Below are 16,626 nucleotides of genomic sequence, written 5' to 3' on the forward strand. Positions count from 1 at the left end.
GTTCGATCGGCCCAGTATCTAGCGCGTGTGTCGTGGCCGCTGGCAGTGAGGGTTCGGTGCCGCGACCGAATGCTCGTGCGGCGTAGCGGGGATCAGTCGACCTGGACGTCGGCGGGGGCGGTGGGCCGTGCGCCGGGCATGGTGGCCGCGGCGGCGAGCAGGACGACCGACATGGCCAGGAGGGTGACGAACACCAGGTGGATCGCGTCGGCGAGTTCGCCGGGGTCCGGGCGGTCGGCCGCGTCGACCCGCGCGTTGACGACGGCGCCGAAGACGGCGACGCCGACCGCGCTGCCGATGGAGCGGGCGAACATGGTCGCCGAGGTGACGACGCCGCGCTCGGACCAGGCCGCGTCGGTCTGGGCGGCGATCAGCGTCGGGTTGGCGACCAGGCCCATGCCCGCGCCGATGAGGAAACAGGCGCCCGCGAGCTGCCACGGACTCGCGTGATCGCCGATCGGGAGCAGCGTCAGGCAGCCGAGGACCGCGATCACGCTGCCGATGAGCGCGGTCGTGCGGAAGCCGAGTCGCAGGTAGAACCGGCCTGCTTGGGAGGCGGTGATCGGCCAGCCGATGGTCAGGGCGCCGACGGTGAGGCCGGCGAGGGTGGCGGTGGTGCCGAGGACGCCCTGGGCGAAGGTCGGGACATAGGAGGTGAGCCCGAGCACGATCGCGCCGATCAGCATCGACACCGCGCTCGCCGCGACGACCACCCGGCGGGTGAAGATCCACAGCGGCAGAATCGGATTCGCGGTGCGGTGCTCGACGACGCCGACGACGACCAGCACGACGGCGCTGCCCGCGAACAGCGCCAGGCTGACGGGGGAGTTCCACGCCCACGACTGGCCGCCCTCGAGCAACGCGAGGATCAGCGCGCCCGCGCCGAGGGTGAGCAGGGCCGCGCCGAGATAGTCGACGTGTCCGCGCGCCCGGCGCGGGGCCGGCTCGGTGAAGTTGCGTAGCAGCATCACCCCGGCCAGCGCCGCCAGCGGCAGGTTGACCAGGAAGATCCAGCGCCAGCTGGCGAAATCGGCGAAGGCGCCGCCGACCAGGGGGCCGAGCACCGCCGATCCGGCCCACACCCCGGCCAGATAGCCCTGTACCTTGGCCCGCTCGGGCAGGGTGTACAGGTCGGCGGCGATGACCATCGTCATCGGCTGGATCGCGCCCGCGCCGATGCCCTGGATCGCCCGGAACGCGATCAGCGCCACCATGCTCGTGGCGAGCCCACACAGCAGCGAGCCCAGCGCGAACACCGCGATGCCGAACAGGATCACCGGTTTGCGGCCGACGGTGTCGGCGATCTTGCCGTAGATCGGCACCGTCACGGCCTGGGTGAGCAGATAGATCGAGAACAACCACGGGAACAGCGCGAATCCGCCGAGATCGCTGGTGATGGTCAGGACGCCGGTGGCGATGATCGTCGAGTCCAGCGCGATCAGACTCGTCGACATCATCAGCGAGGCCAGGATCGCGCCGCGTTCGGAGCGCAGCCCGACCGCGGGACCTGCGGTATCGGTCGCCACCACCGCTCCCTTCATGAGCTCAACTAAACAAATACAAAGTATCGTCCCAGGAATTCGGGTGCACCCGAACGGACCCAAGGGGCGCGGTCAGTCCGCGGCGGCGGCGAAGGTGGCGGCGATATCGGCCGCGGTCACCTTGGCGAGTTCGACGAAGAACGGCACCCGTTCGTCGATCATCAGCGTGACCGGCCCACGCAGGCCGAGCGCGAAACGGCACCGGCCCTGCGGGTCGAGGATGGGCATGCCGATGGTGCGGTAGCCCGGATCGAGCTCCCGGTCGTTGAAGGCGTAGCCGCGGGCCCGGGTCGCGACCAGTTCCGCGCGCATCTCCTCGGCGTTCGACACCGACCGCTCGGTGCCCTCTTCGTAAGGAAGGGAACGCAATTCGTCGTTGTCGACGTCGGACCATGCGAGCAGTGCCTTGCCGAGCGCGCTCGCGTGCAGCGGCAGGCGCACGCCCTGTAGCTCGTGCCCGTCGCTCTCGCGCCAGCGGCTCGTGCCGAGCAACACCGCGTGGATGCCGTGGCGGGTGGCGACCGACCCGGTGGCGCCGGTGGTGGCCGCGAGCTGCTCGAGATACGGCTCGGCGAGGTAGATCTTGTGCTGGCGGTAGGCGATCTGCCCGTACTCGGCCAGCGCGCCACCCATGCGGTAACGGCTCGATTCGGCGTCCTTCTCCAGGAATCCGGCCTGCACGAGGGCGCTGAGCAGTCGGTGGGTGGTGCTCACCGCCAGGCCCTGGGCGCGCGCGACCTCGGAGACGCCCCGTTCCTCGCCGCCGCGGAAGCAATCGAGTACCGACAGGGCCCGGGTCACGGTCTGCACGCTGGAGGTCTCCACGGAGCCGACGGTAACACAGCGGTTCGGCGAGACGCCTCGTCATCTTTCCGATATTCGGAAAGGGATGGGGGTCTGTCGCGGAAGTGGCTATAGATCGCCCGATCGGCGGCTGTCAAGCTTTCCGATCCTTGGAAAGACATACCTCGTTCGGCGACAGGGCCGCTCCTACGCTGCGAAAGCACTACCCGCCCTTCCCCGAACACAGGAGCCCCGATGTCCCGCAGGCTGCCGGCCTTCTCGAGGATCGCGCTCGCGATCGTCCCCGTCGTCGCCCTCGTCGCGGCGTGTGGCTCCGGCTCCACGCCCGAACCGGGCGCGCAGGCCTCGTTCGTTCTCAAGGTCACCGATCCGGGCAATACCGGACCGCTCGCGGTCGGCAAGCGCGACGGCACTTTCGACGCGGCCCTGGCTCCGCTCGGCGCGAAGATCCAATGGGTCAGCACCACACCGGGTTTCAGCTCGATGCTGAAACTGTTCAACACCGAGGAGCTCGACGTCTCCGGCGCCGCGTTCAGCCCCGTCGTGGGGGCGCTGTCCAAGGACGTCGGCGTCAAGATCGTCGCCGTGGCCGATCCCGCCGGTCAGGATCAGAGCGGCATCGTCGTCACCCCCGAGTCCGGGGTCACCTCGGTCGCCGGGCTGGTCGGCAAGCGGATCGCGGTCAACCCCGCGGGCAAGGGCGAGTACATCACCCTGAAAGCCCTGGCACAGGCCGGCATTCCGGCCGACGAGGTGACCAGGGTCCCGCTGCAGCAGAAGGACGCCGCCTCGGCCTTCGCCACCGGCAAGGTCGACGCCTGGGCCTCGTTCCTGGTGCCCTACCAGGAGGCCAAGGCCGCCGGCGCCCGCGAGATCGTCACCGAGAAGGCCATCGGCTCGCACGACAACACCGTGGTCGTGTTCCGCACCGAGGTCCTCGAGCAGCGCCCGGACGTCGCCGCCAAGTACCTGGAAGTGCTGCAGGGACTCACCGCCGAGCAGAAGGCCGCGCCCGCCGACTTCGAAAACGTCTTCGACAAGACCGGTCCGCGCGCGCTGACCGGTGACCGCCTCGCCGACGCCGTGCGGGTGGGCTCCGAGGTCACCGTGCCGCGCCTGCCCGCCGAATCCGACGCCGCCGCCCTGGCCGACGTGGTGAACACCTTTGCCGACAACGGCGTGATCAGCCGTCGGATCACCGCCGCCGACATCTTCTACGACCTGCGCTCCAAGCTCAGCCCCGAGCAGCTGGCAGCACTGAAGGAAAAGTGACATGACCACCCTCGAACTGGCGCCGCCGCGGGCCCGGGTCACCGGGCAGCGTCCTCGGTGGCTGTCCCTCGGCCTGCGTGCCGCGCTGCCCGCGGCCATCGTGGCGGCCTGGTGGGTCGGCTCGGCGAGCGGGGCGATCTCGCCCCGGGTGATCGCGAGCCCCGGCGCGGTCTGGGCGGCCTTGCTGGAACTGCTCGACGGCGGCCGGCTGATCGACTTCGCGCTGGCCTCCTTCGGCCGGGCCGCCGCCGGCGTCGCGATCGGCGTCTCGGTGGGCCTGGTGCTCGGGCTGCTGTCGGGGCTGTCGAGCCTCGGCGAGGAACTGGTCGACTCGACGATGCAGATCGTGCGTGCGGTGCCCTTCCTCGCGCTGGTCCCGCTGTTCATCTCGTGGTTCGGTATCGACGAGCTCTACAAGGTGCTGCTCATCGCGGTGGCGACCACCGCGCCGATGTATGCCTACACCTATCTGGGCGTGCGCAATGTCGACCGCAAGATGGTCGAGGCCGCGCGCAGTTTCGGACTCACCGGCACCCGGCTGGTCGCCGAGGTGATCGTGCCCGCCGCGCTGCCCGGCATCCTGATGGCGCTGCGGATCTGCCTGTCGATCAGCATCACCGGCCTCATCGCCGCCGAGCAGGTCGGCACGCAGGAGGGCGTCGGCTATCTGGTGACGCTGGCCCAGGAATACAACCGCACCGACTACATGGTGCTGTGCGTCGTGCTCTACGCGCTGCTCGGTCTGGTGTTCGACGCACTCGTACGGCTCGCGGAACGCTACGCGATGCCCTGGCGCAAGCAGGTGGCGATCCGATGACCACGACAGCGGCCGCGCCCGTCGAGCCTGCGGTCGATCAGCAGGCGCCGGTGGCGGTCTCGATCACCGGGCTGCGCAAGGCCTTCGGCGACAAGACGGTGCTCGACGGCGTCGACCTGACCATCCGGCGCGGCGAGTTCGTCGTGCTGCTCGGTCCGAGCGGCACCGGCAAGACCACGCTGCTGCGCCTGCTCACCGGCCTGGAGGTGCCCGATGCCGGGGAGGTGCTGGTGCCGCCGCGCCGCACCACGGTCTATCAGGAGCCCCGGTTGATCCCGTCCAAGCGGGTGCTGGCCAATGTGCTCGTCGGTCTGCGCCGCACCAAAGCGCAGCGCGAAGCGGGTCTGCGGGCCCTGAGCGAAGTGCACCTCGACGGCAAGGCGGGCCAGTGGCCCGCCACCCTGTCCGGCGGCGAGGCCCAGCGCGCCGCCCTGGCCAGGGCCCTGGTCCGGGAACCGGAACTGCTGCTGCTCGACGAGCCGTTCGCCGCGCTGGACGCGCTGACCCGGCTCCAGATGCAGGACCTGGTCGGCGATCTCGTCGCCCGGCACCGCCCCGCCGTCCTCATGGTCACCCACGACGTCGACGAGGCGATCCGGCTCGCCGACCGGGTGATCATCCTCGACCACGGTCGCTTCGCCGTCGACGAGGCCATCGACCTGCCCCGGCCGCGTGACCACGCGGCACCCGAAACCCTCGGTTACCGAACGCAATTCCTCGCCCAACTCGGCGTCGGACCACACATCAGGAGCCTGTCATGACCGAAACCCTGTGGTACACCCGCTGCCCCGTGCCGACCGCGAGCGGTCTCGCGCACAGCCTCGGCTGGCTCGGCGAGACCGCCGCGAGCGCAGGCCTCGACTTCGGTGTCCTGCAGGACGCGGGCCCCGAACTCGCCGGCCACCACTTCCTGCACGATCTGTCCGGACTGATCCGCGAGGGCGGCAACGTGCCCGCGCTGGCGGCCCGGGCGCAGGGCTCGCCCACCCGGCTGATCGGCCTGACCTGGATCGACGAATCCCAGGCGATCCTCGTCGGCCCCGACTCGCCGGTCACCGACGCGGCGGGCCTGGCCGGACTGCGGGTCGGCGTGCCCGCCTGGGCGCAGGACCAGGCCCGCAGCTTCCCGCGGGCGATGGCGCTGCACGGTTTCGCCAACGCGCTGCGCCCGGCCGGGCTGACCTTTGCCGACGTGCGCGTCACCGAACTCGACGTCGACCGGGATCCGCAGGTACGCACCGCGATCCAGTCGGCCCGCCGGTCCAGCACCTGGGGTGTCGAGGAACTGCTGGCGGGCACGGTCGACGCCGTCTACGTCAAGGGCGCCCGCGCGCAGGAGGTCGCGCGGGAGCACGGGCTGCGCGTCGCAGTCGACCTGGACGCCTCGGCCACCAAGCACCTGCGCGTCAACAACGGGACCCCGCGACCGATCACGGTGCACGCGGACCTGCTCGAATCCCGGCCCGAGGTCGTCGTCGGCTTCCTCGCGCAGAGCCTGCGCGCCGCCGACTGGGCCGCCGGGGACCTCGACGGGGTTCGCGCGGTGCTGCAACGCGAAACGCTGTCCGGCCCCGAGGGTGTCGTCGCCGCCTACGGCGACGAGTTCCATCGTGGGCTGCACCCGTCGCTGAGCGAGGAACGCATCGAACTGCTCGGCGTGCAGAAGCAGTTCCTCTACACCCACGGCTTCCTGGCCGCGGACTTCGACCTCGAATCCTGGGTCGCCGCCGAGCCGCTGGCCCGGGCGCAGGAGCTCGTCGCCGCCGAGCGGGTGCCCGCATGACCGAGTTCGTGTGGACCCTGCCCAGTCGGGGCGACGGTCGCCGCGCCGTCCCCGCGCTGCGCGGTCGTGGCGGATTCGGGCCGCAGGCGCCGCGCACCGAGGCCACCGATGTGCGTCCCGGCCGGTTCGGCCCGTTCGACGATCTCGCCCAGATCGTCGACGCCGCGGAACTCAACGGCTTCGACGGCGTACTCGCGCCCTATGATCCACTCGGCGAGGAATCCTGGATCGTCGCCGGCGCCGCGCTGCGCTCGACCCGCTACGCGCGGGTCACCGTCGAATTCCAGCCCGCCTTCGGCACACCGGTGTACGCGGCCAAGATCTCGGCCACGCTGCAGCGGCATTCGCGGGGCAGGCTGAACTGGCGGCTCGCGGTCGAGACCGACGACGCCGAGGCCCGCTCGCGCGGCGACCAGGTCGGCGGGGACCAGCGCTACCGGCGCGCCGCGGAGTTCCTCACCGTCGCCCGCGGGGTGTGGAACGAAACCGAGGTCGGCGCGGCCGGATTCGCGGGCACCGGGTTCGAATACGCGGGGCAGTACTACGACGTGATCGACGGCGGGTTCCGTGGCATCCTGTCCGGCCTGCCGTTCCCGACGGTCCATCTGAGCGGCACCTCGGCGGCCGCGCTGGAGCTGTCGGCCGCGCACGGCGACGTCCACGTCTTCGGCGAGGAGCTCGACGGGATCTCCCGCGCCGCCGCGGAACTGGGGGAGCGGGCCGCCGCCGTGGGCCGCCGGGTCCGGGTGGCGCTCGACCTGCCGATCATCGCCAGGGAGACCGAGGACGAGGCCTGGGCGCGCGTGCACCGTCAGTGGGAGGAGCTGGGCCGCACCGATTCCGCGGCCGCGCACGCTCTCGGCGACGGCCGCTGGGCCGGCTTCGACGCGCTCGGCTACGGACAGCGCATCGGCCTGGTCGGCAGCTACGAACAGGTGGCCCGTCAGCTGTCGGTCTACGAGCTCGCCGGCGTGCAGAGCTTCGTGCTGTCCGGTCATCCGCAGATCGAGGAGATCCACCGCGCGGGCGAACACCTGCTGTTCCTCGCCGACCCGGCAGGCCGCACCCTCAGCACCGCGCAGGAGCTCACCGCATGACCATCGACGTCTACTGGCGCATCGGCATGGAAGGCGACCACGCCTCCCTGCGTACCCCGCGCCGCTACAACCGCGGCAACGCCGGCGGCTACGGTCCCGGCAATCTCGCCCCCGCCATCCGCGGCGGCGCCCTGGACGAGTACAGCTATCTCGACCACGTCGCCGCCGTCGCCAAGGCCTCCGAATCGGCGGGCTTCCTCGGCGGTCTGCTCCCGTCGTTCCCGGTGACCGACGATCCGTGGGCCGTGGCGTCCGCGCTGGCCGCCGAGACCACCACCTACCGCTTCATGGTCGCCTTCCAGCCCGGGTTCCTGCACCCGGTGCAGGCGGCCAGGATGTCGGCGAGCCTGCAACGCGCCACCGGCGGCAGGCTGGTCTACAACATCATCAGCGGCGGCGGGGGACCGGCGCAATTGTGGTGGGGCGACAAGGTGTCCCACGACGACCGCTACGCCCGCACCAGCGAATTCCTCGACGTCCTGCGCGGTGTGTGGGACGGCGAACCGTTCGACCACGACGGTCGCTTCTTCCGCACCGCCGGGGCCGCGCTGCCGCCCGGTCTGGCCGGGCAGCCCTTCCCCGAGGTGTACTTCTCGGGGTCCTCCGGCGCCGCGGTGGCCGCCGCGGGCCGCCACGCCGACTACTACCTGTCCTGGCTCGAGCCGTTCGCGGACCTGCGCGCCAAGTTCGACGGTGTCCGGCGCAACGCCGAAACACTCGGCCGTACACCGAAGTTCGCGGTCCGCATCGACGTCGTTGCCCGGCACACCGAGGAAGCGGCCTGGGCCGAGATCGAGAAGGGCTGGGCCTTCGTCGACCGCGACGCCGCCAACCGCGCCGCCCAGGGCGACTCGGTCGGCGCGGCCAGGATCGCCGGCTGGGTGCCCGAGACCATCACCGGCTACCGCGATCTGGAAGTCCAGCCCAATGTCTGGTGCGGCTTCAGCCTGATCCGCGGCGGACCCGCCTTCGGCCTCGTCGGCAGCTACGAGCAGGTCGCGCAGCGGCTCGACGAACTCATCGACCTCGACGTCGACGCCTTCATCCTCGCGGGCAACCCACACCTGGAGGAGGCCTACCGGGTGGGCGAGGAAGTGCTGCCCCTGCTCGGCCGATCCCGGCTCACCACCCCGTCCACCGACACCGTCCTCGCGACGGTCCGATAATCATAGGAGTCCTTCGATGACCACCACCGAAACCCGTCTGCCGGAGGCCGTCGCGGCCTTCGTCGCGGCGGCGACCCGCGACGCCGAGACCGCGTTCCGGGTGTTCCGCGAGACCGGCACCGTCACCGGCAACGGCACTGTCAACTTCGTCGAGCGGGTGCCGGGCGAGGAGATCGCCGTCGCGCTCAACGAGCCCGGCCCGTGGGCGGCCGAGCGCACCGTCGAACCCGTCGTCGCCACCTTCGACGGGCACGTGCTGTCCGGCAAGGGATCCGCCGGTTTCGTGACCGGCTACGCCGAGGTGTTCCGCGCGCATCCGGAGATCACCTCCGTCGTGCACATCCACACCCCGTGGCTCGGTGGCTGGGCGCAGACCCATCGCACCCTGCCGATCCGCTACGCCGCCTCCCAGCGGCTGACCCTGTCGCGGGAGATCCCGCCGCACATCGACCGCACCATCGGGGCGGGCGAGTTCATCCTGAACAAGCTCGAGACCGACCCGCACCTGGTCGCGATCTTCGAGGCCAACGGTGGTGCCAATGTGCTCGGCCGGGCCGGACTGCTGGAACTGGCCGAGTTCGTCGTCCTGCTCGAGGAGGGCGCGCAGTATCAGGCCATCGCCGAAACCCTCGGCGGCTCGGTCGAATTCGATCCCTCCAATCTCGCGGTGCAGTGGCACCGGAGCGGCCTGGCCGAGGAGGCCCGTCGGCTCGGCCTGATCGGAGACGCCCGATGAGCCTGCGCGTCGGGTACTTCCCGCACAACAACTCGCTGTTCGTCCTGCGCCACCGGGGCATCCTGGAGCGCGCGATCCCCGACGTCGAGTGGGTCGACCTGCGCGCCCTGCCGCAGGCCGAGCGCGTAGACCCCACGACCGGACTGCCCGGCGAGCACTCGGACTGGCTGTTCACCGAGGGCGGCTACGACATCATCGGCACCGGCTTCACCCCGCCGTTGACCGCGCTGGCCAATCAGCGCGACATCGTCTACCTCGGCATCTCCGGCCCGCGGGTGGAGAACGGCAGGCTGGTGGCGACCGCCGCGAGCGGCATCACCTCCGCCGCCGACCTGAAGGGCAAGCGGGTCGGCATCGCGCACGGTTCGTGGCAGACCACACTGCTGCTGTTCGCCCTCGACCGGGTCGGGCTCAGCTGGGCCGATGTCGAGCCCGTCGACGTCGACGTGCGCGGTGGCGGCGCCGCGCTGCTGTCCGGGGAACTCGACGCGTGGGTCGGCACCTATCCCGGCCTGCGGGAGGTCGAGGCCGCCACGGAGTTGACCACGCTGGTCGACACCGCGTCGGTGTTCAGTCACCCGTCGCTGTGGTTCACCCGCCGCGATCTCGCCGAGCACAACCGGGCCGCGGTCGAGGCGGTGCTGGCCGCGCTGCAGGAGTCCGACGCCTGGATCGTCGCCGACCCGCGCGCGGCCGCCCAGTACTTCGTCGACGACGCGCGGTCTCGCGACCTGCCCGCCGACCTGGACGCCTGGGAAGCCGCGCTGCGCGGCCGCCCGTTCGGCGTGCACCCGGTGAGCGAGGACTTCCTCGACGAACAGCAGCGCGCCGCCGACCTGCTCGCCGCCAACGGTCTGCTCCCGCGCGCGGTCGACGTGCGCTCGGCGGTCCTGCCGTGGATCGGGGAGATCCTGGCCGAGAAGGCGCCCGCCGCGGTCTGAGCCCGAGCCGACGATGCCCCGGAACCGAATCGGTCCCGGGGCATCGGTCGGTGTGGGTCAGTCGCGCTGTGCGCCGGTGACCCACACCGGTCCGGTGAGCAGCCAGATCACGGTGATCACCCCGAGCGAACCGAACACGCCCATGAGTTGCTCGCGCTGCTGGGCGTCGGCCACCGTGTAGCTCAGCGCCAGTGTGAGCGCGCCGGCGATGGCCGCCGCACCGAGCCAGCGCGCGAAGTCGGCCCACTCCTTGCGGGTGCGTTCGGGACCGTACTTCGGCACCTTCACCGGCGGCGGTCCACCGGCGAAGCGGTAGGCGAAGCGCGCGTCGAGCCACTCGATCAGCCGATGCCCGAACATCACCGTGCAGCCGAGATAGATGCCGGCCAGCCGGTGGGCGAAACCCACCTCGCCGCCGCGGTGCAGATCGATGGCCACCGCGACCACCAGGACCACGTCCAGCACCGGAACCAGCGCCAGCGTGATCAGGCCCGCGCGGCGCAGCCGCACCACATAGCGCAGCAGCAGACCACCCACCACCAGCACCCAGAAACCGACCTCGCACGCGGCGATCGTCAGCAGTACGGGGTTGTTCAATGCGTCCATTTCCCTACTGTGCCGGGCCCACCGGTGCGTCGTCGTCCCGCTGACGGCGCGGGTGTGGTCCACCTTTCGGGGGACCCGAGGCGCGGTCGCGGTGTGCTGAAATGAGGCATGCCCGCTGCCCGCCCGTCCCTGTCCCGGCTCGTGGCGGTGTTCGACACCGCGACCGCGGCCGCCGTCGGGGTGTTCCTGGTCGGGGTGCTGTTGTGGGTCGCCGGCGGCTGGCCGGTGGTGATGGATCGCGATCTGTATCCGGCCGCCGCGAAGCTGGCGCTGTTGTGCGCGGCCTTCGCGATCCAGCTGACCGCGCAACGCAGGCCGGGCCTGGCCTTCGGGCTGATGGTCGTGCTGCTGGCCGGTGACTTCGTACTCGGACCGTCGTTGCCGCTGTGGATCGCGCTGTCGGACGTGATCTACCTGGCCGTCAGCACCGGGTCGGATCGGCTCGGCGCGGTGGTCGCCGGGTTCGCGCTCGCGGTGACCGCGGGCGGAGCTCTGCTGGCGCTGACCGTACTGGGGCTCAGGGCGGCCATCTACACCGTCCTGATCGGTGTCGCGATCACCTGGTCACCGGTGGGCTACGCCCGGTCGGTGCGGGCCTCGCGCCGCATGGTCGGGGTCGAACGCGCCGCGGCCAGAGCCGAACTCGCGGCACGCGACGCCGAGCGATCGGCCGCGCTCGGTGACGAACGCAGACGGGTCGCCCGGGACCTGCACGACACCGTCGCCGGTCACCTGTCGGCGGTCGCGATCCTGGCCGAGGTGGCGCAGAAGAAGCCCGGTGATACCGCCGTCCTGCAATCGATCCGCGCGGGCAGCCTGGCCGCGCTCGACGAGATGCGCGCGACGATCGACCTGCTGACCTCCCCCGGCGACACCGCCGTCACGGCGCGGCTCTCCTCCCTGGACGGGCTGATCGACGCCGCCGAGGCGGCGGGCGGGACAGTGACCCTGCGACGCCAACCCGACCTGCCGCTGTCCACCGCGGTGGAAGCGGTGCTCACCCGCATCCTGAGCGAGACGATCGCGAACGCGACCAAGCACGCGCCGGGCGCGCCACTGGCCATCGACGTGCGCCGCGACGCGGGCCGGGTGGTCGTGACGGCCGCGAATCCGATCCCGCCGGGTCGGCCCGAGGGGGAAGGAAACGGATTGCGCAACATGATCTTCCGCGCCGAATCGATCGACGGCACTCTCACCGCGGGCGCCGAGGACGGCACCTGGCGCGTGCGCGCGCGGCTGCCGCTGGGGGAGCGATGACGGTCACGGTGGTGGTGGCCGACGATCACGCCACGATCCGGGCCGGGATCACCATGCTGCTCGAGTCGTCCGGGCAGATCCGGGTCGTCGGCGAGGCCGGCGACGGTGTCGCCGCGCTCCGCCAGACCCGCGCGCTGCGTCCGGACGTGGTGCTGATGGACGTGCGCATGCCGCGCGTCGACGGACTGGAGGCCACCGCGGCGGTCGTCGCCGAGACGGCCGCGAAGGTCCTGGTGCTCACCACCTTCGCCATCGATGACTACGTCCTGGGCGCGCTCGCGGCGGGGGCCAGTGGCTTCCTGCTCAAATCCGTCGGTGGCGACGAGCTGGTGCGTGCCGTCCTCGCCGTCGCCGACGGTGACGCGGTGCTCGACCCGAAGGTGACCCGCGCGGTGATCGCCGCGCTGCCCCCGGCGACGACACAGGCGCCGCCGCCGGACCTGTCCGCCCTCACCGACCGCGAACGACAGGTGCTCGCCGGTCTGGGGGCCGGGCTGTCGAACCAGCAGATCGGCGGCCGCCTGCACATCGGCGAAGCCACCGTGAAGACCCACGTCTCGCGGGTGCTGACCAAACTCGGTGTGCAATCGCGCGTCCAAGCCGCGGTGATCGCCACCCAGGCGGGGCTGGAACCGTCCTGACCGCGCTACGGCGATGCCCCCGCGGACCGGTGTCGGTCGCGGGGGCATCGGGGTCGGCGGGGCGGTGATCAGTGTGCGGGGTGTGGGTCCGTCCGATCGTGACGGATCCGTCGAGATTCAAACCAATAGGTCAGGGAGACGGTGGCGTAGGAAGCCACGACCACTGCTGCGGTCACCAGAAGAAACGCGACGATCAAGGAAATCAGGAAAGCCATGTGCCCTCCTCGCGGTACGGTAGATATGCGATGAAGGTGGTGGTCAGCGCCTCGTCGCGCCGATTCCGGACAAGCCCCGCGCTGTCGATAGTAGGGGCACGGCGCGACGGTGACACGGCCCGACGAGTGTGACGCCGGTCATGATCGTCGCGGAGTGTCGGCTACCCCATCGAAGCGGCCTGAGGTTGAATGTTCAATGGATCTGGGGTTCTACCGCGTCACGAGTTCTCGACATCGGCTTCACCACGAACATCCGACGAAGGAGCACGATCGTGAGCATGATCCTGGCTGTGTTGGACGGCGCTGTTCTCGCGCAGGTCGGCAATCCCACGCCGGAAGCCCCGCCGATGGCGGAGAAGATCTTGCAGTTGGGCCGGTACTTCACCTGGATGATCCTGCTGTCCGGCGTCACCGCCATCACCTACGGTGGCGGCCGGTTCGCCTGGGAGAAGTGGAGCGGCGGCGGTCTGCAGTCGCCGAAGATGATCGCCAGCGCCATGGCGGGCGGCGCGGTGGCGACCAGTGCGGGCACGATCATGAACGCCGTGATCGGGGCCTGACCACCGGCCCCGTGGCGCGCGGCCCCGGCTAGGGTCGGGGCGTGCGTATCTTCCTCGCCGGCGCCACGGGCGTCATCGGAACGCGATTGCTGCCGTTGCTGATCGGCGCGGGCCATGAGGTAGCCGGCCTGACGCGCTCCCCTGGCAAGGCGGCGGCGATCCGCACCGTCGGAGCCCAACCGATCGTGCACGACGTCTACGACGCGCCCGGCCTGGCCGCGGCGGTCACCGCCTTCGCGCCCGATCTGGTCATGCACCAGCTCACCGACCTCCCCGACGATGTCGCCGAGCTGGCGAGCTCCGGCGAGGCGAACGCGCGCATCCGCACCGAAGGCACCGCGAATCTGCTGGCCGCGGCCGCCTCCGCCGGCGCGGAGCGCTTTCTCGCCCAGAGCATCGCCTGGCAGCCGCCCGCGGGCCGCGGCGCGGTGATCGCCGCGCACGAGGCCGCAGTGCTCGGCGCGGGTGGTGTCGTGCTGCGTTACGGCCAGTTCTACGGTCCCGGAACGTATTACGAGTCGACCCCGCCGCAGCATCCGCGCGTCCACGTCGACGCGGCCGCCGCGCGCACGGTCGCACTGCTCGACGCGCCCACCGGGACGGTGGTCGTCGCCGAGCCGCAATAGACGAACGCGCAGACCTGCGGCGGTTCGATAGAAGCTATCTATCATGATGGCCATGGAGCTGCGTCATATCCGGTACCTGCTCGCCGTCGCCGACCACGGGAACTTCACCCGGGCCGCCGAATCGCTGCACATCTCCCAGCCGACGCTGTCCCAGCAGATCAAGCAGCTCGAGCGGCTGCTCGATGTGCAGCTGCTCGACCGTTCCGGCCGGACGGTAACCCTCACCGACGCCGGCCTGGTGTACGCCGAACACGCGCGTAACGCGTTGCGCGACCTCGAAGCCGGGGAGCGCGCCGTTCACGACGTGCAGGACCTGACCAGGGGGCACCTGCGGGTGGCGATGACGCCCACGCTCACCGCCTATCTCATCGGTCCGCTGATGGATCGGTTCCACCGCGCGCATCCGATGGTCACCGTGTCGGTTACCGAGACCACTCAGGATCGGCTGGAAGAGGACCTGCTGGCCGACGCCATCGATCTCGGCATCGCGTTCAGTGGCACCCACACGGCGGGGATCGACGCCACAGCCCTGTTCACCGAGCACCTGAGCCTGGTGGTCGGCGCGGACCACGCCCTCGCCACGCACGCGGGGCCGCTGCCGATCGCCGATCTGGCGGTCCAGCCCTTGGCGCTGCTCAGCCGCGATTTCGCGACCCGCGTCCATATCGACGGCTACCTCGCCGACCATGACGTGGCCCCGCGTGTCGCGATCGAGGCGAATTCGATCAGCGCGCTGGTCGAGTTCACCCGGCGGGGCACGCTCGGCACCGTCCTGCCCGATGCCATCGCTCGCGCCCACCCCGACCTGCGCCCGGTCGCGCTCGTGCCCGCGCTCCCGAGCCGGACGGTGGAGTTGCTGCGCCGCCGCACGGTCTATCACTCGGCGGCCGCCCGCGCCTTCGCCGCGATCGCCGAGGACGTCACCGCCATGCCATAGAAGCCATCACATCGAACTGTGAGAACCGCGTATCGGGAGCTACAGCTCACCTGAGACGCAGCCACTCCGGTGCGCGATCCAGGCGCGGCAAGGTGTCGGAAATCTGCGTGACCAGCTGCCAGGGGCGGTTCGTGTCGGTGGCGGCCTTGCCACTGGTGAGGATCGCGCCCGCGAGGCCGCGTTCGGGGTCGGCCCAGCCGTACTGGGTCGTCAGACCGCTACGGCCGAAGTGGAATCGGGTGTCGCGGCCGAATTTCGATCGGCGACCGCCCAACTCGAAGCCTGCGCGGCTGACCCGGCCCGCCGCACCGGGAATCCGGTCGGCCGGCCGGATCGCGTCGGCGAGCGTAGTGGGGTCGATGATCCGGATGCCGTCGAGTTCGCCGCCCCGCGTGAGGATTTCGTAGAAGCGGGACAGTTCGAACGCGGTGGTCACCAGGTTGCCGGAGGGCAGTTCGGCGGTGAGGAACGCGTCGTTGTCGGCCTTGGACGCCTTGTCCATCCGCCCGCCCAGCGCCTTGCGCGCGAGAAACAGCGACAGCCGCGACGGTGGCGGACCGGTCTTCACGCTCGGCACGACCTTGTCGAGATCGGCCGGGTCGACGCCGAAGTTGTTCCAGCGGAAGCCGAACGGGATCAGGACCTGCTCGGCGAGGTGCTCGCGCATGCGCTTGCCGGTCGCCCGCTGGACCAGCAGTCGCTGGATCAGGCCGCTGGTCAGCGCGTGGTAGACCCGGAAGCGGCCGGGCGGCCAGCTCGGCACGAGATCGGCGAGCGCCGCGACGGCAAGATCCTCGTCGGGCACGACCTCGCTGCCCCGGTAGGGCGGCGTGATGAACGGGACCCCCGCCGAATGCGACAGCACAGCACCGATAGTGATCCTGTCCTTGCGATGCGCGGCGAACTCCGGAATGTAGTCGCACACCCGGTCGTCGAGCGCGAACGCGCCCTGCTCGACCAGCATGGACATCACCGTCGCGGCGACGCCCTTCGCGGTGGAGAAGCCACAGAACGGGGTGTCCGGTGTCGCCAGGATCTTCTCGGCGTCGGGAGCGTCCCTCGGCGCGTTGCCCCACCCGTGACCGATCGTCCGGTTCAGCACGATCCTGCCGTTGCGTCGCAGGCACACCTGGATCGCCGGCGAAGTTCCCAGCGCGTACCAGTCGCGCACCGCATCCCACAGCCGCGCGACCGCCACGGCGGACGTGCCGGCCTCGATGGGGTCGTCCTCGTGGCCGATCGTGGTCACCGTGTCCAGGTCCTCGGCGACCGGCACCAACGTGGCAGGGAGTGCGCTCATGCGACCCAGCCTATCGACGCCGCGGATCACCGACACTGTGACGCGGGCACCGCGGGCCTGTGAACTGGGCAGATGCCGGTGAGATCGGCTCGATGGAAACCGCGGGTGGACCGAACGCCGGGCCGGTCACCAACGGCCCCGACGCCGCAGCGGCGTCGCGTGTCGCCGAGGCGCGCACGTCGCCCGGTGTCGTCGGGGTGGGGCGGCCCTGCCTGGCCCGGACCGACCCGGCGCCGGTCGATCCCGAGGGCCGACCCGCCCGGCGCCCGGTGCCGACCGGAAACCGTGCCGTAGCGGCGCTCCGGCCCGGTCCCGATCCGGTGCCGG

19 protein-coding genes are annotated in these 16,626 nt (G+C 71.0%); 14 read left to right on the plus strand and 5 right to left on the minus strand.

What is annotated here, in order from left to right; genetic code table 11:
* Window positions 1–92: 92 nt before the first annotated feature.
* Entirely contained in the window at window positions 93–1,526 is a 1,434-nt protein-coding gene (locus tag ATM97_RS08620; protein WP_218717448.1) for an MDR family MFS transporter, read from the minus strand.
* An 87-nt stretch (window positions 1,527–1,613) separates the two neighbouring features.
* Window positions 1,614–2,366, minus strand: coding sequence for an IclR family transcriptional regulator (locus tag ATM97_RS08625; RefSeq protein WP_218717425.1), 753 nt, complete (start codon window positions 2,364–2,366; stop codon window positions 1,614–1,616).
* 213 nt (window positions 2,367–2,579) lie between these two features.
* Between ATM97_RS08625 and ATM97_RS08630 the strand changes: the two genes are divergently transcribed.
* Genes ATM97_RS08630 through ATM97_RS08665 form a run of 8 tightly spaced genes read left to right on the plus strand, consistent with a single transcriptional unit; the run spans window position 2,580 to window position 10,157 of the window.
* Window positions 2,580–3,617 (plus strand): NrtA/SsuA/CpmA family ABC transporter substrate-binding protein, encoded by a 1,038-nt coding sequence (locus ATM97_RS08630; RefSeq protein WP_218717426.1) that lies wholly within the window; start codon window positions 2,580–2,582, stop codon window positions 3,615–3,617.
* A gap of 1 nt (window position 3,618) precedes the next feature.
* Window positions 3,619–4,434, plus strand: a complete 816-nt coding sequence (locus tag ATM97_RS08635) for an ABC transporter permease (RefSeq protein ID WP_218717427.1) — start codon at window positions 3,619–3,621, stop codon at window positions 4,432–4,434.
* A complete protein-coding gene (locus tag ATM97_RS08640; protein ID WP_218717428.1) occupies window positions 4,431–5,195 on the plus strand; it encodes an ABC transporter ATP-binding protein in 765 nt (254 codons plus the stop codon). The genes ATM97_RS08635 and ATM97_RS08640 overlap by 4 nt, the downstream gene beginning before the upstream one ends.
* The gene (locus ATM97_RS08645; RefSeq protein WP_218717429.1) at window positions 5,192–6,217 is read left to right on the plus strand and encodes an ABC transporter substrate-binding protein; all 1,026 of its coding nucleotides are present in this window, start codon (window positions 5,192–5,194) and stop codon (window positions 6,215–6,217) included. The genes ATM97_RS08640 and ATM97_RS08645 overlap by 4 nt, the downstream gene beginning before the upstream one ends.
* Window positions 6,214–7,314, plus strand: a complete 1,101-nt coding sequence (locus ATM97_RS08650) for an LLM class flavin-dependent oxidoreductase (protein ID WP_218717430.1) — start codon at window positions 6,214–6,216, stop codon at window positions 7,312–7,314. Before ATM97_RS08645 ends, ATM97_RS08650 begins: the two co-directional genes overlap by 4 nt.
* On the plus strand, window positions 7,311–8,480 hold the full coding sequence (locus ATM97_RS08655) for an LLM class flavin-dependent oxidoreductase (protein WP_218717431.1): 1,170 nt from the start codon (window positions 7,311–7,313) through the stop codon (window positions 8,478–8,480). The genes ATM97_RS08650 and ATM97_RS08655 overlap by 4 nt, the downstream gene beginning before the upstream one ends.
* A gap of 16 nt (window positions 8,481–8,496) precedes the next feature.
* The gene (locus ATM97_RS08660) at window positions 8,497–9,216 is read left to right on the plus strand and encodes a class II aldolase/adducin family protein (RefSeq protein ID WP_218717432.1); all 720 of its coding nucleotides are present in this window, start codon (window positions 8,497–8,499) and stop codon (window positions 9,214–9,216) included.
* A complete protein-coding gene (locus ATM97_RS08665) occupies window positions 9,213–10,157 on the plus strand; it encodes an ABC transporter substrate-binding protein (RefSeq protein ID WP_218717433.1) in 945 nt (314 codons plus the stop codon). Before ATM97_RS08660 ends, ATM97_RS08665 begins: the two co-directional genes overlap by 4 nt.
* 57 nt (window positions 10,158–10,214) lie before the next feature.
* On the opposite strand, the gene ATM97_RS08670 is transcribed toward ATM97_RS08665, so the two are convergent.
* Window positions 10,215–10,763 (minus strand): hypothetical protein, encoded by a 549-nt coding sequence (locus ATM97_RS08670; protein WP_218717434.1) that lies wholly within the window; start codon window positions 10,761–10,763, stop codon window positions 10,215–10,217.
* 108 nt (window positions 10,764–10,871) lie between these two features.
* Here ATM97_RS08670 and ATM97_RS08675 point away from each other — a divergent pair, with 108 nt between their 5' ends.
* Both ATM97_RS08675 and ATM97_RS08680 read left to right on the plus strand, forming a co-directional pair.
* The gene (locus ATM97_RS08675) at window positions 10,872–12,020 is read left to right on the plus strand and encodes a sensor histidine kinase (protein ID WP_255587418.1); all 1,149 of its coding nucleotides are present in this window, start codon (window positions 10,872–10,874) and stop codon (window positions 12,018–12,020) included.
* A complete protein-coding gene (locus ATM97_RS08680) occupies window positions 12,017–12,661 on the plus strand; it encodes a response regulator transcription factor (RefSeq protein ID WP_218717435.1) in 645 nt (214 codons plus the stop codon). Before ATM97_RS08675 ends, ATM97_RS08680 begins: the two co-directional genes overlap by 4 nt.
* Before the next feature lie 68 nt (window positions 12,662–12,729).
* Here the strand turns inward: ATM97_RS08680 and ATM97_RS08685 are convergent, their stop codons facing one another.
* On the minus strand, window positions 12,730–12,876 hold the full coding sequence (locus ATM97_RS08685) for a hypothetical protein (RefSeq protein ID WP_218717436.1): 147 nt from the start codon (window positions 12,874–12,876) through the stop codon (window positions 12,730–12,732).
* Window positions 12,877–13,154: 278 nt separating this feature from the next.
* On the opposite strand from ATM97_RS08685, the gene ATM97_RS08690 reads away from it, so the two are divergent.
* The 3 genes from ATM97_RS08690 to cynR are packed head-to-tail and all read left to right on the plus strand — an operon-like array spanning window position 13,155 to window position 14,999.
* Window positions 13,155–13,436 (plus strand): hypothetical protein, encoded by a 282-nt coding sequence (locus tag ATM97_RS08690; protein WP_218717450.1) that lies wholly within the window; start codon window positions 13,155–13,157, stop codon window positions 13,434–13,436.
* A 41-nt stretch (window positions 13,437–13,477) separates the two neighbouring features.
* A complete protein-coding gene (locus tag ATM97_RS08695) occupies window positions 13,478–14,062 on the plus strand; it encodes an NAD-dependent epimerase/dehydratase family protein (RefSeq protein WP_218717437.1) in 585 nt (194 codons plus the stop codon).
* Window positions 14,063–14,114: 52 nt separating this feature from the next.
* On the plus strand, window positions 14,115–14,999 hold the full coding sequence (gene cynR, locus ATM97_RS08700) for a transcriptional regulator CynR (protein WP_218717438.1): 885 nt from the start codon (window positions 14,115–14,117) through the stop codon (window positions 14,997–14,999).
* A 46-nt stretch (window positions 15,000–15,045) separates the two neighbouring features.
* Here cynR and ATM97_RS08705 read toward each other — a convergent pair whose 3' ends face one another.
* Complete coding sequence (locus ATM97_RS08705; protein ID WP_218717439.1) at window positions 15,046–16,299, minus strand: serine hydrolase; 1,254 nt, start codon at window positions 16,297–16,299, stop codon at window positions 15,046–15,048.
* Window positions 16,300–16,358: 59 nt separating this feature from the next.
* Between ATM97_RS08705 and ATM97_RS08710 the strand changes: the two genes are divergently transcribed.
* Window positions 16,359–16,626 (plus strand): hypothetical protein (locus tag ATM97_RS08710; RefSeq protein ID WP_374104841.1); only part of this gene is annotated, 268 nt, incomplete at its 3' end.

Source organism: Nocardia sp. MH4 (genome assembly GCF_019266065.1).
In the GTDB taxonomy this organism is placed as follows: domain Bacteria; phylum Actinomycetota; class Actinomycetes; order Mycobacteriales; family Mycobacteriaceae; genus Nocardia; species Nocardia canadensis.

What these genes read in the sequence shown, in the direction of transcription:
- ATM97_RS08635 (WP_218717427.1), top strand. Translation starts at nt 3,619, where the DNA reads ATGACCACCCTCGAACTGGCGCCGCCGCGGGCCCGGGTCACCGGGCAG.
- ATM97_RS08640 (WP_218717428.1), top strand. Translation starts at nt 4,431, where the DNA reads ATGACCACGACAGCGGCCGCGCCCGTCGAGCCTGCGGTCGATCAGCAG.
- ATM97_RS08690 (WP_218717450.1), top strand. Translation starts at nt 13,155, where the DNA reads ATGATCCTGGCTGTGTTGGACGGCGCTGTTCTCGCGCAGGTCGGCAAT.
- ATM97_RS08660 (WP_218717432.1), top strand. Translation starts at nt 8,497, where the DNA reads ATGACCACCACCGAAACCCGTCTGCCGGAGGCCGTCGCGGCCTTCGTC.
- ATM97_RS08630 (WP_218717426.1), top strand. Translation starts at nt 2,580, where the DNA reads ATGTCCCGCAGGCTGCCGGCCTTCTCGAGGATCGCGCTCGCGATCGTC.
- ATM97_RS08655 (WP_218717431.1), top strand. Translation starts at nt 7,311, where the DNA reads ATGACCATCGACGTCTACTGGCGCATCGGCATGGAAGGCGACCACGCC.
- ATM97_RS08645 (WP_218717429.1), top strand. Translation starts at nt 5,192, where the DNA reads ATGACCGAAACCCTGTGGTACACCCGCTGCCCCGTGCCGACCGCGAGC.
- ATM97_RS08675 (WP_255587418.1), top strand. Translation starts at nt 10,872, where the DNA reads ATGCCCGCTGCCCGCCCGTCCCTGTCCCGGCTCGTGGCGGTGTTCGAC.
- ATM97_RS08705 (WP_218717439.1), bottom strand. Translation starts at nt 16,299, where the DNA reads ATGAGCGCACTCCCTGCCACGTTGGTGCCGGTCGCCGAGGACCTGGAC.
- ATM97_RS08650 (WP_218717430.1), top strand. Translation starts at nt 6,214, where the DNA reads ATGACCGAGTTCGTGTGGACCCTGCCCAGTCGGGGCGACGGTCGCCGC.
- ATM97_RS08680 (WP_218717435.1), top strand. Translation starts at nt 12,017, where the DNA reads ATGACGGTCACGGTGGTGGTGGCCGACGATCACGCCACGATCCGGGCC.
- ATM97_RS08685 (WP_218717436.1), bottom strand. Translation starts at nt 12,876, where the DNA reads ATGGCTTTCCTGATTTCCTTGATCGTCGCGTTTCTTCTGGTGACCGCA.
- ATM97_RS08665 (WP_218717433.1), top strand. Translation starts at nt 9,213, where the DNA reads ATGAGCCTGCGCGTCGGGTACTTCCCGCACAACAACTCGCTGTTCGTC.
- cynR (WP_218717438.1), top strand. Translation starts at nt 14,115, where the DNA reads ATGGAGCTGCGTCATATCCGGTACCTGCTCGCCGTCGCCGACCACGGG.
- ATM97_RS08670 (WP_218717434.1), bottom strand. Translation starts at nt 10,763, where the DNA reads ATGGACGCATTGAACAACCCCGTACTGCTGACGATCGCCGCGTGCGAG.